This is a genomic window from Holophagales bacterium (assembly GCA_016699405.1).
GTDB lineage: Bacteria > Acidobacteriota > Thermoanaerobaculia > Multivoradales > JAGPDF01 > JAAYLR01.
On sequence record CP064972.1, the window covers coordinates 790,802 to 803,354 of the forward strand.

10 protein-coding genes are annotated in these 12,553 nt (G+C 72.1%); 6 read left to right on the forward strand and 4 right to left on the reverse strand.

All coding sequences use genetic code 11. The features are described 5' to 3' along the window. Nucleotides 1-10 precede the first annotated feature (10 nt). The 4 genes from IPJ17_03300 (at nt 11) to IPJ17_03315 (ending at nt 2,397) form a co-directional block, all read left to right on the forward strand. On the forward strand, nt 11-490 hold the full coding sequence (locus IPJ17_03300) for a sigma-70 family RNA polymerase sigma factor (GenBank protein QQR74632.1): 480 nt from the start codon (nt 11-13) through the stop codon (nt 488-490). Then, nucleotides 487-861, forward strand: coding sequence for a hypothetical protein (locus IPJ17_03305; protein ID QQR74633.1), 375 nt, complete (start codon nt 487-489; stop codon nt 859-861). Before IPJ17_03300 ends, IPJ17_03305 begins: the two co-directional genes overlap by 4 nt. Next, on the forward strand, nt 858-1,505 hold the full coding sequence (locus IPJ17_03310; GenBank protein QQR74634.1) for a hypothetical protein: 648 nt from the start codon (nt 858-860) through the stop codon (nt 1,503-1,505). Before IPJ17_03305 ends, IPJ17_03310 begins: the two co-directional genes overlap by 4 nt. A 226-nt stretch (nt 1,506-1,731) precedes the next feature. Further along, nucleotides 1,732-2,397 carry a hypothetical protein gene (locus IPJ17_03315; protein QQR74635.1) on the forward strand — a complete coding sequence of 222 codons (666 nt, stop codon included), beginning with the start codon at nt 1,732-1,734 and terminating at the stop codon, nt 2,395-2,397. Between the two features lie 82 nt (nt 2,398-2,479). Here the strand turns inward: IPJ17_03315 and IPJ17_03320 are convergent, their stop codons facing one another. Both IPJ17_03320 and IPJ17_03325 read right to left on the reverse strand, forming a co-directional pair. Next, a complete protein-coding gene (locus tag IPJ17_03320; GenBank protein ID QQR74636.1) occupies nt 2,480-4,891 on the reverse strand; it encodes a SpoIIE family protein phosphatase in 2,412 nt (803 codons plus the stop codon). 135 nt (nt 4,892-5,026) lie between these two features. Then, nucleotides 5,027-6,166 (reverse strand): ankyrin repeat domain-containing protein, encoded by a 1,140-nt coding sequence (locus IPJ17_03325; protein ID QQR74637.1) that lies wholly within the window; start codon nt 6,164-6,166, stop codon nt 5,027-5,029. Nucleotides 6,167-6,304: 138 nt separating this feature from the next. Here IPJ17_03325 and IPJ17_03330 point away from each other — a divergent pair, with 138 nt between their 5' ends. Next, nucleotides 6,305-8,038, forward strand: coding sequence for a hypothetical protein (locus IPJ17_03330; GenBank protein QQR74638.1), 1,734 nt, complete (start codon nt 6,305-6,307; stop codon nt 8,036-8,038). Between the two features lie 63 nt (nt 8,039-8,101). Here IPJ17_03330 and IPJ17_03335 read toward each other — a convergent pair whose 3' ends face one another. Together IPJ17_03335 and IPJ17_03340 are read right to left on the reverse strand one after the other, a co-directional pair. Then, nucleotides 8,102-8,689, reverse strand: coding sequence for a sigma-70 family RNA polymerase sigma factor (locus IPJ17_03335; protein ID QQR74639.1), 588 nt, complete (start codon nt 8,687-8,689; stop codon nt 8,102-8,104). After that, nucleotides 8,686-11,001, reverse strand: a complete 2,316-nt coding sequence (locus tag IPJ17_03340) for a serine/threonine protein kinase (GenBank protein QQR74640.1) — start codon at nt 10,999-11,001, stop codon at nt 8,686-8,688. The genes IPJ17_03335 and IPJ17_03340 overlap by 4 nt, the downstream gene beginning before the upstream one ends. Before the next feature lie 95 nt (nt 11,002-11,096). Between IPJ17_03340 and IPJ17_03345 the strand changes: the two genes are divergently transcribed. Beyond that, nucleotides 11,097-12,539 (forward strand): CSLREA domain-containing protein, encoded by a 1,443-nt coding sequence (locus tag IPJ17_03345; protein QQR74641.1) that lies wholly within the window; start codon nt 11,097-11,099, stop codon nt 12,537-12,539. Nucleotides 12,540-12,553 lie beyond the last annotated feature (14 nt).

A 12,553-nucleotide genomic window follows, 5' to 3' on the forward strand; every position in this document is an offset into this window, starting at 1 on the left:
GGAGGAAACCGTGAGCGCGCTTGCCCCCCGATTGTTTCGCGTCGCCTTCGGGCTTGGTGGGGAGCGAGACCTGGCCGAGGACGCCGCACAGGAGGCGCTCGTCGCACTCGTCGGCCGGTGGCGCCGGCACGGACCGCCCGAGAGCGCCGAGGCGTTCGCCTTTGCCGTATTGCGCCGCCGGCTCCTGCGCGCCCGCTGGCGACGGCTTCTTCTTCACCCTTTGGACACGACCCGCGAGCCCGCGGCACCGCGCGGCGTCGAAGCCGAGGTCGGAGCGACCCTCGAGCTCGCACGGGTGCGGCGGGCTCTGGCGCAGCTCTCCACCGGCGACCGCGAGATCCTGCTGCTCGTGGCGGCCGGCGAGCTCGACGAGGCCTCGACCGCCGCCCTGCTCGGGCGCAGTCGCTCGGCCATCAGGATGCGGCTCCACCGGGCGCGCTCGCGTCTGCGGCGGCTGCTCGGGGTCCAGCCGACAGGAGAATCGCGATGAAACCACCAGAGCACCCTCTCGATGGCGCGTTGCGCGACGCACTGTCCCCCGCGGAAGACGAGCTCGTGCGCCTTCGTCTGCGGGCTCTCGAAACGGCACCAGGTCCGCCCTGGCGACAGCAGGTTCCACGCTGGGTCGTTTCGGCGACTGGTGCCGCGGTTCTGGCTCTGGCCGTCGCTGCGGGACTCGGGCTGATTCCCTTCGAGCTCAGCACTCCCGAGCCGCGGCTCGAGACGGTGTTGGCTCGGGTCGCCGGGAATGCACCTCTCCTGGCGATCGAGCGCAGCGACGGCTCGCTGCTCCTCGTTCAACCCGGCAATCGGCGAAAGCTCCGGCAGGGCCCCTTTCTTCTCATGGGAGAGCTCCAATGAACCGTCGAATTGCTCGCGTCCTCTTGGCTCTGTCACTTCTCGTTCCGCTCACTGGATGGGCTCGAGCCGGTGAGGAAGGCGCACCGCCGGCAACAGCGGCCGACGGCGAGTTGCTCGACCGTCGGATTTCGTTCGACCTCGATGCGGTTCCTCTCGCCCACCTCGCCGAGTCGCTCTCGGTGTTCGGCGTGTCGCTGCGAATCGAGGGGGGCAACTCCGGCGAGCTGGCGACTCGGCCGATCAGCCTCTGTGTCAACCGAGTTCGGCTGCGCGTCGTGCTCGATGCCGTTTGCGACACCGTCGATTGCCGCTGGGAGCGACTGGCCGGGTCGCCGGCGACGGTCTCCCTTTCGGCGCTTCCCACCCCACCGCGCAAGGCGACCAAGGGCCTGCCCGAGAGGCTGAATGAGCGGATCTCCGTGTCGCTCGCCGGCGCCACGGCGAAGGACGTCTTCGCGTCGTTCGTTCGCATCCTCGCGGTGGAAGTGCGGCTCGACCAAGGTCTGGAGGAGCGGACCTTGGTCGTCGAACTCGAAGACACCGCGGTGCACGACGTTCTTGACGCCTTCTGCCGACAGCTCGGCTGCGCTTGGCGGATCGAAGACTCGCCTCGTCCGACCCTGGTCGTCGACGCTCGGCGATAGGACAGATCCCAAGGGCACCAGGTCCTTGGGCGCAGCCGGCGCGGCGCGATTCCCTGACGGAGCGAAGCGCGATGGAGCCGCCCCGGGGCTCGACCGTCCTCTCGCGAGGACGCCGTCGGCGCGGCCTCGCCGGGAGCCATCGCGCACACCCCATGTTTTCAACGAGTTGGCTTGAGTCCGGACCTCTGGCACGAGGCTCGCAATCTAGCCCGCCAGGAGGTTGCCCATGCACTCACCACTCCGACTCCGTTCGCTCCCGACGTCGTTCGCGACCGCGGCGCTGCTCGTCGCTGGGACGTTCTTCGCTGCCGCTCCGGCGAGCGCCGGTCCGCCGTCGCCGCGTGAGGTCCACCGGCAGGTGCGCGGCCATCTGCTCGATGTCCTCGGCGGGATCCACGACCTGGCGCGGGTTCTCGATCCGATTCCGCTCTTCCTCGAGGTCGCCACGCGCGGTGATCTCGAGGTGTACTTCGACGGGCAGGAGTACTACGGCCCGCATCGCCACTACCACGATGTCTACAGCTTCCCCGTCCTCGTCGACGGCGTCGTGGTCTACCGGCCCCACGTCTACTGCGACGCTCGGCTCTTCTCCGGCGTCGGCGGCTACTACCCGCGGAACAACATCTACTACCGCTCCGACGAATTCCGCAGCCATCGCGGATACGACCGCGACCACCACTGGGATCACCGGTGGGACCGCGGTCGGCGCGAGAGCGATCGCGATCGCTCACGCGACCGCTACCGCGACGACTCCCGCGATCGCTACCGTGACGACTCCCGCGACCACTACCGGGACGACTCTCGCGGTCGCTCCCGCGACGGCTCTCGCGACCGGCGGTCCGGAGCTCACGACGAGTCTGGGCGCGGGCGACATCACCGCGACCGCCACTAGCCACGGACGCGGGGAGCCGCCGCGCCGCGGAGGCCGGGGAGCGTGTCGCGCCAGGTCGCCGGCCGGCGGCCTGGCGGTCCGCTCAGTCGACGTCGAGCTCGCGGCGCAAGACGACCAGCGTCGTGTCGTCGGCGAGCGGGGCGTCGCCGACGTGCTGGCGCCAGTCGGCGAGGAGCGCTTCGAGCAGCGAGCCGGGATCGGCCCGCCATGCCGCCGCGGCGATCGCCGCACCGGCGCGCTCGAAGCCGTAGGCCTCGTCGTCGGCGTCGACGCCTTCGAACAGACCGTCGGAGGCGACGACCAACGCGCCGCCCGGCGGAATCGTCACGACCATTTCGTCGCGTCGCTTCTCCGGCCCCTGGCCGAGCGGCAGGCCGGGCAGAACAAGCTCTCGGACGCTGCGGTCTGCACCGAGGAGGAAGGGGAACGGGTGGCCGGCGTTGGCGAGTCGAAGCTCGCCGGTCGCCGGGTCGAGGCGGGCCAGGCAAAGACTGGTGAAGGCGCGCGGGCCGTTGCTCGCGGCGCGCCGTAGCACGCGGTCGAGCCGTTCGAGAACCTCGGCGGGGCCGCGCCCGGGCTCGATCAGCGCCGCGAGACCGGCCTTGGTCATCGCGCCGGTGATGGCGCAGGAGTAGCCGTGACCGGCCACGTCGCCCGCGGCCAGCCAGAACGAGCCGTCGGCGTCGGTGACGAAGTCGTAGAGGTCGCCCCCGGCCTCGGAAGCGAGCAGCGACCGTGCGGCGATGCGCCAACCGCGCAGCGGGGGCGGCGATGCCGGCAGGAGGCCGAGCTGCATGCGGGTGAGCAGGTCCATCTCGTGGCGCAGCCGGTGCTCCTGCTCGAGCTGGCGCACGAACGCCGAGACGGGGCCGGCGCCGCGCTCGTCGCGGGCCGGGCGGGCCAGACCGACCGCCCCGGCGACCAGCGGCGCCGCGGCCAGCGCCACGCTCGCCACGAGCGCACCCGGCGACCAGGGTCGATACCACCAGGCCGCTGCCGCAGACGGCAGGAGGAACCCCATCGCCGCGGCGACCAGCAGCGCGGCGAGCCCGAACCGGCGATAGGCGGCGGTGAGCAGCGCGGCGAGAGCCACGGCGACGGCGAGCGCCGCCGGCAACGGGCGCACCGGCACGAAGGGGGCGAGCAAGAGCGCACTGGCACCGACCGCCCCCGCCGTCACCGCCAGGCTGCGCGCCCGGCGCGGGGCGAGCCGCTCGGCGAACCCGAGCAGGAGCAACACGACGCCGGCCCAGAGGAGCCCGGAGTGGAGCGGCCCGCGGGTGGCCCCGAAGACCGGCAACGGAGAGCTCGACCCGGCCGGTGCCAGGGCGGGTACCGTGGCGGCGAGGGCTGCGGCAGCGAGCCAGAGGCCGGCGAAGGTAGCGCCGCACGCCGCCCCGGCGAGCAGCGCTCGCCCGGCGCGCGGCCCGAGTCGACCGAGCCGCAGTGTGTCGAGGCTGGTGGTAAACCCTGGCACCGAGAGACGCGTCCACGACTCGGCCACCGCCCAGAGGGCGGCGAGAGCAGCGGCCCCCAGAACGGTTCCCAGGAGCTGGCTGATCAGGTCGAGCGCACCTTCCACCTCGGCGAGCGCCCAGGGCAGCGCGAAGAGCACCGTCAGGGTGCCGAGCAACAGGGCGTTCACCATGCCGAGTCGCCGCTGGTGGACGAGACGAAACAGCGAACCGCCGACGACCAGGCAGAGCGCCAGCTGGCTCAGCAGTCGAGCCAGCTCCGGCATCACCATGTCGAGCACCGAGGACTCTTCGAGCCGGGCGATGACCTTGTCGGTCGCCCCCGGTCGACGGTGCGACAACACCACGCCGTTGGCGCCCAGGCTCATCCAGAAGACGGTCTCGGGCGGATGCGTCGTCCCGCGAACGGCACGCACGCCGAACTGCGAACCGAGACGATCGAACCCGCGCTCGTCCGCACCGGGCGAGCTTCCCGAAAGCAGGGCGGCGAGCGAGCGCCCGATCGTCGCCAACTCCCCCGGACCGGTGGCGGAACGAAGCGCGTCGCGCGGAATCCAGCTCGCGGCCACGGGGGTGGCATCACGCGCCAAGACGACGCGCAGCAGCCCTTGGGCGCCGGCCGGCGCGGCCCCGGCACGGGACGCGTCGACGCGAACCACGACGTACGGCCCGCGTCCCTGTGCCGCGAGCCAGTCCGCCGCCTCCGGCGTGCCGAGCTCGCGGTACGCCGCGTCGCGCCGATCCATCGGGCTCTCGCCGGGCGCCTCGACCTGGCTGGCGAGCGAAACCTTGGGAGGCGCGTCCGACCGGGTCAACCCGGCCTCGGGCAAGACCGAGAGCACCCGTTCCGTGTAGGTCGACGCCGCCGCGAGTCCCACGCCGCGCCACTCGGGAAGGCGCACCGCAGCCGCCAGCAGTCCGAGGGCGAAGACCGCCGCACCCGCGGCGCCGAGAGCAAAGAGCCGGCGGTGGGTGGGCTCGAGCGCAGACGATGATTGCGTGGGAAGGGCGGGGGCCAAGGCGGGCGGGGGCTCCTGAACCAGTCTACGGCCGCTCGGCTGGAAGGTTCGCGGCAGGCCTCGTCGCCGGCGGATCCCGGGCCGCGCCGCGGGCTCGACCGCCTCCCGTCGGCGCCGCGATTTCGCACCCGCCGACTAGCGCCGTCCGGCCTCCGGGACCTTCTCGAAGGCGAGGACCCCGCCGGAGTAGCGGGACCGCTGCGATCCCGACATCCCGTCGCCGCCGAGCTCGACGAGCAGGCTGCCTCCATCGAGGCGCAGCTCACGCAGCTCGGAGGCCGACTCCCCCGCCGCCGGCAGCCGGGCGAGCAGCGCTGGCCGACGGTCGACGAGACGGTAGATCAGGACCACGACCGCCGACCGGTCGGCGGCCGGCCGCAGATGCAGCGCGACGGTCGCTTCGGCCTCGCCATCGCCCGTGAGGTCGCCGAGCAGCACGTCGATCGCCTCGACCGCGCAGGGTCCCGTGCGACTCTCGCTTCGCCCGCCACGCAGCCGGACGACGCAACCGTCGAGCGGGTAGTCCCGCTCCTCCCAGCGGAGGTCACCCGCGTGGTCCCACTCGGTGGGCGTCGGCGGCGGCTCGAGGACGGGCAGGCCGCGCTGTCGGAGCGTCGCCTCGAGGCGCGCCGCAACCTCGGGGTGGGCGGCGACGAGGGCAACGAGTCGCGCATCTTGTCCGAACTGGTTGCGCGCCTCGGGGGCAACGCCGCGTTCGAGAAACCGCTCGACGAGCGGCAGGCTTCCGGCCCAGGCGGCGAGATGCAGGGGAGTCCAGCCTTCAGCGTTCGCCACGTCGGTCGCCGCGCCGGCGGCAAGCAGCCGATCGACGATCGCGAGGTTTCCCTCGCCGGCGGCGAGCAGCAGGGGTCGCAGACCGTGCTTGGCCCGCACGTTCGGATCGGCTCCAGCGCCGAGCAGGGCGTCGACCACCTCGAACCGTCCACTGCGCACGGCGCCGAAGAGCGGCGTCTCGCCCCACGAGGTGGTCGCGGCCACCGAGGCGCCGGCGCCGAGCAGGACGCGGGCAGTCGCCAGATCCCCCCGTTCACAAGCACGCGCGAGCACCCCGATGCGGAACTTGCTCATCTGGTTCGGGTCGGCGCCGCGGGCCAGCAGTGCGACGACCTGCGGGGTATCGCCGGCCTCCACCGCACGCAGCAGGTCGCCGGCGAGGTCGTGGCTCGCGACCGCCGCCGGCGGAGAGCCGACGGGAGCCGGGGGCGGAGTCGGAGGGGCGGCGAGTGTGAGGAGAAGAACCAGGAGAGCCGGCATGGCCGCGGCATCGTAGCAGGGGACCCGCCGTCGCGCCGCGATCGGTATAGAGTCCGCCCATTCGGGATTTCGAAGGTGTTCTGCCCCTCGCCGCCGCGAGGCGGTCCCACCAAGATCCACGCTCGAGGGAGGTCTGTCATGAGGAATTCGTTCACGCTCGTCGGGGTGGCCGTGGGGTCGCTCGCCCTTCTCGCCGCCGCGACGCCAGCGGCCGGCCAGGAGGGAGTCGAGGTCGTCCGCGCCAGCCGGGTGGCTCAATCGCTACCGCTGATCTCGATGCCGGCGGCCGTGCCGCAACCGCTCGAGATCCCGGTCCGTGAGACCCGCGCTCCGGGCGCCATCGAACGCCAGGCGGCATTCCATTCGCCATTCAGCTACGGCTTCGACGAGGCGCTCCAGGACTCCTTCCTTCCGGTCGCCCCGGACGCGCTGCCCGCACCGGTCCGCACCTTCGCCGGCATGGGCAACACCTTCGGCGTGCTGCCGCCGGACACGACCGGCGACGTCGGCCCGGCGCACTATGTGCAGGCCGTCAACAGCGGCGTGAAGATCTGGAAGAAGGACGGCACCGCGGTCACCGGAGTCATCAATCTCGCGACGCTCTTCAGTGCGCTCGGCGCCGGCAGCCTGTGCTCGACGGCGAATGACGGCGATCCGATCGTCCTCTACGACCGCATGGCCGACCGCTGGCTGATCAGCGAGTTCGCCGGTGCGGCGGCCTTCCCGAACGGCAGCAACTACCGGCAGTGCATCGCCATCTCGCAGAACGGCGACGCCGCAGGGAGCTATTGGCTCTACGACTTCCAGTGGAGCACCACGAAGCTCAACGACTACCCGCACTTCGGCGTCTGGCCGGACGGCTACTACATGACCGTCAACCAGTTCGTCCGCGTCACCCAGGCCTGGGGCGGCGCCGGAGTCGGCGTGTTCGAGCGCTCGCAGATGCTCAACGGCGGCGTCGCGCGACTCCTGAAGGTCGACCTTTCGACCTCGGCCTTTCCGAACAACTACGGCGGCCAGCTCCCGGCCACCTGGGACGGCGGCACCGACCTCCCCGCCAACACTCCCGGCATCGTCTCGCAGTGGGACGACTCGAGCTGGATCGGCGACCCGACCGACACGTTGCGCATCTGGCGGGTGACCGTCGACTGGACGGCGCCGTCGATCGTCATGGGGACGAACGGCGCGGCGATCGACCCGAACCACAAGCTCGCCACCGCCGATGCCACGCCGAGCGGTTGCACCACGCGAAACTGCGTGCCACAGTCGGGCACGGCGAACGGCCTCGATGCCGCGGCGGACGGCCGGTTGATGTTCCGCATGCCGTTGCGCAACTTCGGCACGCACAACGTGATGATGGTGAACAACACCGTCGGCGTCGGCACCGGTGCGCTGCAGGCGGCACCGCGCTGGTACGAGGTGCGCGGCATCGTCGGCGGCACGCCGTTGATCACCCAGCAGGGCACCTACGCTCCGGACACCGACCACCGCTGGATGGCGAGCACGGCGATGGACAAGGGCGGAAACATCCTGCTCGGCTTCACCAAGTCGAGCGCCTCGACCTTCCCCAGCATCCTCTACGCCGGCCGTCTCGCCGGCGACCCGGCCGGCACGCTCGCCCTCGGCGAGGGCGTCCTCGTCGCCGGCGGCGGCAGCCAGACGCACAGCTCGAACCGATGGGGCGACTACAGCACCCTTTCGCTCGACCCCACCGACGATTGCACCTTCTGGTACACCAGCGAGTACTACACCGCGACCAGCTCGGCGACCTGGGCGACGCGGATCGGCGCGGTGCGCCTCCTCGAGTGCGGTCTCTTCACCGACGGTGTCGAGATCGGCAGCGCCAACATGTGGAGCGCGAAGACGCCGTAGTCGACGCGGTGGCGGCGCGGGCTCGAAGGCCCTCTCGGCGATCGCCGGGAGGGCCTTTTCGCTCTAATCCGCCGCAGCGCCGAGCTCGCCGCCGATCCTCCGCCGCAGCCAGGCGCGAGCGAGCTGCCAGTCGCGGCGGACGGTCTTCTCGTTGACCGCAAGCGCGGCGGCGCTCTCCTCGACCGAAAGCCCGACGAAGACGCGCATCTCGACGACCTGACGCAGGCGCGGGTTGAGCGCCTCGAGGTCGGCGAGCGCCTCGTCGATCGCCAAGAGCTCCTCGGCCTCGGCCTCGGTGAGCCAGGCGTCGATTGCCTCCGGCGCCTCGAGCGATACCCGCTCGGCGGCGCCCCCCCGCTTGGCCCGACTCCGCCGACGTGCCGACTCGATCAGGATGCGGCGCATCGCCGTCGCGGCGACGGCGAAGAACTCGCCGCGGTCCTCCGCCCCGATCCGCCGCTCCTTGAGCAGGCGGAGGTAGGCCTCGTGCACGAGCGAGGTGGGGGTGAGCGTGTGGCCCGCGCGCTCCTGGCCGAGCAGGCGGCGGGCAAGGCCGCGCAGCTCGTCGTAGAGCAGCGGGACCAACCGATCGAGCGCCCCACGATCGCCGGCGCGCAGGGCACCGAGCCAGCGGGTGATCTCGCCGCTCATCTCCGCCTGCCCGCGCCGGCGGTGGCGAGGCGCGCCTCGAGCGCGGCGATCCGCGCACGTCCTTCCACGAGGTAGCGATGATCCGCCGGCAGTGTCTGCTCGTCGATGGCGAGCGAGGCACGCAGCGCGTCGAGCGACTCCGCGAGCGCACCGCGCTCTTCGAGCACTTTGGCGAGACCCCAGAATCCGGCCGAGACCCGGGGGTGCGCCGGCCCGAGCGACGACGTCCAACCGCGGATCGCCGCGCGGAAGAGCGTCTCGGCCTCGTCGAGGCGGCCGAGCTCCTGGACGACGTGCGCGAGGTTGCTGCGCGTGGTGGCGACCGCCGGGTGGTCTTCGCCGAGCTGCTTGAAACGGATGGCAAGTGCCTCGCGAAAGAGCCTCTCCGCCGCCGCGACGTCGCCCGGCGCCTTGCGTCCGAGGAGGAAAGCGCCGAGGTTGTTGAGGCTCTGGGCGGTCTCGAGGTGCTCGGGGCCGAACAGCTCGCGGCGCAGGGCGAGACCCTCGCGCTCGAGTCGCTCGGTTTCGGGCCGGTCCTCTTCGCGATCGCGCAAGGCGAGCAACACCGCGAGGTTGTTGACGCTCTCGGCGGTGTCGGCGTGGCGATCGCCGAGGGCGGCGCGGCGCAGCGTGAGCGCCTCGCGAAAGGCGCGCTCGGCCGCGTCGTAGTCGCCACGCTCCTGCTGCGCGGTGGCGAGGATGTTCAGGCTGTCGGCGAGCTCGACCGGCGACACGCCGGCACTGCGGCGCTGGTCGACCGCCTCGCGGGCAAGCGCCAGTGCCGGGTCGAGCCGCCCGAGATTGGCGTTCAACCGCGCGAGCAGGGTGAGCAGGCGGGTGCGCAGGGCCGGTTGGCTCGCGAGCTCGCGGCGGATCTTCCCCTCGCTCGCCACCAGGAAGTCCCCGAGCGTCTGATGATCCCGCTCGCCGGCGTCGCTGGCGTAGGGGTCGGTGGCGAAGAGCCGCGCCACGAAATCGGTCACCGCCCGCGCGGCGTCGCGCTCGGCGCGGGCGACGTCGCGCTCGCGCGCGGCGATCGTCGATTGGCGGACGATCTGCGCCAGCAAGACGACCACGAGCAGCGCGGCCACCCCTCCTACTGCAACGGCGGCGCGATGGCGCGCCACGAACTTGCGCAGCCGATACGCGGCCGACGCGGGTCGCGCTCGCAGAGGACGCCCGGCACGAAAGCGCGCGACATCCTCGGCGAGTCGCTCGACCGAAGGGTAGCGCTGTGTGGGCTCCTTGCGCAGGGCGGTCGCCACCAGGGTGTCGAGATCGCCTCGCAGCGCGCGGGCGAGCGCGCGCGGCTCGAGCCCGCGCGCGGCGGCTCGAGCCCGCTGCGCTTCGGGGGCTCCCGCGAGCGCGGCACTACTCGGTGCTGGCGCCTCGACCTCGGCCACCGCGCGCGCCAGCGCGAGGTCGGAGCCCTCGTGCTCGGCAAACGGCCGCCGTCCGGTGAGCAGCTCGTACAACAAGGCGCCCAGCGCGTGGACGTCCGTGGTGGTGCTCGCCGCCGCGCCGGCGAGCTGTTCGGGGCTCGCGTATTCGGGCGTCGCGAGCAGGCCGCGGGTCGCGGTGTCGCCCGAACCTTCGCCTTCGGGCGTCAGGAGCTTGGCGATGCCGAAGTCGAGCAGGCGGATCTCGCCGCTCGCGGTCATCAGGATGTTGCTCGGCTTGAGATCGCGATGGAGCACGAGGCTGGCGTGCGCCGCCGCCACGGCCTGGCAGATCTCCTCGAAGAGCGCGAGCCGCGCGTCGATCCCGAGTTGGCGCGCATCGCAGGCTTCGGTGACCGGCCGACCCTCGACGTACTCGAGCACCAGGTAGGGCACGCCCTCGCGATCGACCCCGGCGTCGAGCAGGCGCGCGATCGAGCGATGGGAGAGGCGCAGGAGCGCAGCCCCCTCGACGCGAAATCGCCGCAGCAGCTCTTCGCTCTCGAGCCCGCGGCGAATGCGCTTGATCGCCACCCGACGCCGCCCTCCGCCGAGCTCCTGCTCGGCGAGCCAGACCTCTCCCATCCCTCCGCGCCCGATCGGCTCGAGCAACTCGTACGGCCCCAGGCGCGCACCGCGCACGAAACCAGCCCCTCTCGCCTCGGCCAGCCGTGCTTCGATCGCCAACGGTCGCTCGGCGTCGTGTGCCGCGAGCAACCCACGCAGCTCCGCCACCAGCGCCGGATCGTCGGCCGATCTCGCGAGGCGCTCTTCGCGCTCCTCGGCCGCCAACCCCGCCAGCTCGTCGAACAGCTCCGCCAGGCGTTCGAACCGACCCGCGGAGCTCCCGGAGCCCGCGTTCTCGGGATTCACGGCTCGGAGACTAGGAAGGACCGAGATGTGGGTCAAGGCGGAGGATGTCCGTTCACCTTCCGCGATGACGCCATCCCGAGGGAGGAGACCCCCCGATGAGCGATTCGCTGCCCCCTCTCCGCCCCGCCCTGGCCGCCGCGCTCGTGTTCGCGCTGCGCCTCGCCAGCCCCTCGCCCGCCGCCACGATCGTCGTCAACACGGATCAGGACAGCGAGGTGGCCGATGCCTTCTGCTCGCTGCGCGAAGCGATCGTGGCTGCCAACACCGATGCTGCGTACGCTGGCTGCGCGAGCGGTTGGGGAGCCGACCGGATCGCCTTCGCTCTGCCGACGCCGGCAACCATCCTCCTGCTCTCGAACCTGCCGTCGCTGAGCGGCACGTTGAAGCTCCAGGGACCGGGAGCCGATCTGCTGACGATCGATGGGCAGGATCTCTGGCAGATCATCCGCGCACCGAACGTCGGCCCCGCGATCTGGCTGGGCTTCGAGGAGCTGACCCTCGCCCACGGCTCGGCGGCGTACGGCGCGGCGATTTCCGCCGAAGTCGGGCGAAGCCTCTTTGCGCGGCGCGTGCGCTTCCTGGCCAACGTCGCCACCAACGGCGGCGGCGCGGTCGACCTGCAGGCCTCCGCCACGCAGCCGGCAACGGCGACCTTCGTCGAATGCGAGTTGGCCGACAACGAGGCGTGGGGGCCGACCGGCGCGGGGGCGCTGAATCTCGCCGGTCCGGGTCTCACCGGAATCGTCACGGCGACCACCTTCTCCGGCAATCGGGCAGCCCACGTCAACGGCGTGGCCGGAGCGATCTTCCTCAAGGAGGCGGCCCTCACCCTCGAGCGCAGCACGTTCTCCCACAACAGCGCGAGCTCCAACGGGGGAGCGATCCTCGCCCGCGCGACCACCGGGCCTTCCGTCCTCACGCTGCGCGACGTGACGATCGTCGGCAACCAGGCGGACGCCGACGGCTCGGGCGCGGGAGACGGCGGCGGAATCGCCACCCAGACGGCCTCCGGCAACACCCTGACGATCGCGGCTCGCAACAGCCTCCTCGCCGCCAACGAAGATCCGACCGGCCCGGCCGCGCCCGACCTCTTCCTGCCCGCGGTGCACTCGATCATCTGGCAGAGCGAGGGGTTCAACGTGATCGGCTCGGTGGCGGGCGCCGAGAGCTACCTGCAGGCGGGAGCCCCGAATCCCGAAGGCGATCGGGTCGGCACCGCGGCGGCACCGATCGACCCCCGGCTCGAGCCCCTCGCCGACCATGGGGGCTTCGCACCGACCTTGCGGCCGATCCTGGAGGCCACCAGCCCGCTCATCGACCAGGGCTCGTGCCCGACGGCAACCGGCGATCAGCGCGGGGGTGCCGGCGGCCTCGGCGGCGGCCGGATCGCCGACCTTGCCTCCGTGCCCGATGGCGCCGGCGATGGTTGCGACGTCGGCGCTTTCGAGCGCCTGCTCGTCCCTCGCGCCGAGTCCCCCGTCTTCTCCGACGCCTTCGAGGTCGGCCACCTGCTGCTCTGGTCGGGCGAGGCGCCCTGACGTTCGCGCACCCG